Consider the following 1,361-nt stretch of genomic DNA (forward strand, 5'->3'; position numbering starts at 1 on the left):
CCCGGATTTGTGTAAGTCCGCTCCAGGCTAGGCGGCCCGCCTCAACTCTGCATCCTGCTGCATCGCTTCGTCCAGCTTCTTCTTCGCGCCCTTTGCCCAGCCCTGCCATTTTGGCAACTTGATAGATGCTTGCTTAACATAGACATCGGTCGGCGTAAGCGCGTCGCCACCGTCAGCCGGTTCGAGCGCCCAATGCGGCCGAACATCGTTATAGCGCTGGCGAAATGCATCCAGCTTTTCGCGCGAATCTTGGGGGTTGTCGTAGAGCTGCCAATACACCTCCTCCCGTTTCAGTGTCTGATGGAACCGTTCCAACAAACCCAACTGCTGCGGTGTTCGGTAGCGTGTACGGACGTGTCGGAACTTGTCCTTGATGGCTGACTGAAAGCGACGAGCCAGGAAGCAGCTGCCGTTGTCGGTGACGAGAAAAGGCGTCCTTTCCAGCGGTCCATGCAAGCGCTCCGCTTCCTTGATCGCCAGCTCGATCGCGGCGCTGACCTCCGGGGCCGAATAGCTTGCGGTCAGATGGCAGGCGAGCAGGTAGCGACTGAAGTAGTCGATGACCGTGACCGCATACCACCAGCCGTACCCCGGAATATGGATGTACGTCACGTCCGCCTGCCACAACGCATTCGGCCGTGTTGGTAACAGCTCGAACAGCTTGGCGCTTTGGTACAGCTCGGCTTTCGTCGCTCGCCGCTTCTGCATCAAACCTTCCGCCTTGAACACCGCATGCACGAACTTCTTGCTGACGAGGTGGCCGGCGCGGCGCAGAACGATCGCCAACCGCTTGTAGCCCCACCACGGGTTCTTCGTCGCAAAGTCGACCACCGTGGCCTTCAGCGCTTCGTCTAGCGGCTTCCGCGCTGGCCCAGGACGCTTCGGCTCCGCCGCCGGCCGGTGGTACCAGCTCGACGCCGCCACGCCAAGCACACGCAGCAGCGGCTTCAACCGAGCTGACTCTCTCTCTGCTTCGATCATGGCCCGCAGCTTTGCAGTCAGAGCGACGGGCCCGAGAGCTTTTTTAGGATGCGGTTCGCTATCGTCAGCTCGCCGATCACCTGCTCGCGCGTCTCAATCTCTCGCTGCAGCTTAGCCAGTTCCTTGGTGGCCGCGGTATCGCTGCCCTTACCGCCGAGCTGCGCCTTGCCACCGGCGATGAACTCGTCGCGCCAGCGGTACAGTGTTGGCTCGCTGACCCCAGCCCGGCGGGCGATCTGCGCCGCCGGCTCCTCCTTCCTCAATAGCGCCAATACCAGGTCTACGCGCTTCTCTGCAGGCATTTCGCTCTTGCGTCCCATGTCTTGCTCCTCGATGGTTGTCTATCATTTCATCGGGTCCAAGGATCTGGGGGCAAGACA

Annotated in this window: 2 protein-coding genes; both read right to left on the minus strand. The window is 61.1% G+C overall.

The annotated features are described in order from the left end of the window. Positions 1 to 27: 27 nt before the first annotated feature. A complete protein-coding gene (locus IFO71_RS21570) occupies positions 28 to 981 on the minus strand; it encodes an IS3 family transposase (protein WP_192031756.1) in 954 nt (317 codons plus the stop codon). A gap of 17 nt (positions 982 to 998) precedes the next feature. Then, a complete protein-coding gene (locus IFO71_RS21575; protein ID WP_192031757.1) occupies positions 999 to 1,301 on the minus strand; it encodes a helix-turn-helix domain-containing protein in 303 nt (100 codons plus the stop codon). Between the last annotated feature and the right edge of the window lie 60 nt (positions 1,302 to 1,361).

The organism is Pseudomarimonas arenosa (genome assembly GCF_014841215.1).
Lineage (GTDB): Bacteria > Pseudomonadota > Gammaproteobacteria > Xanthomonadales > Xanthomonadaceae > Pseudomarimonas > Pseudomarimonas arenosa.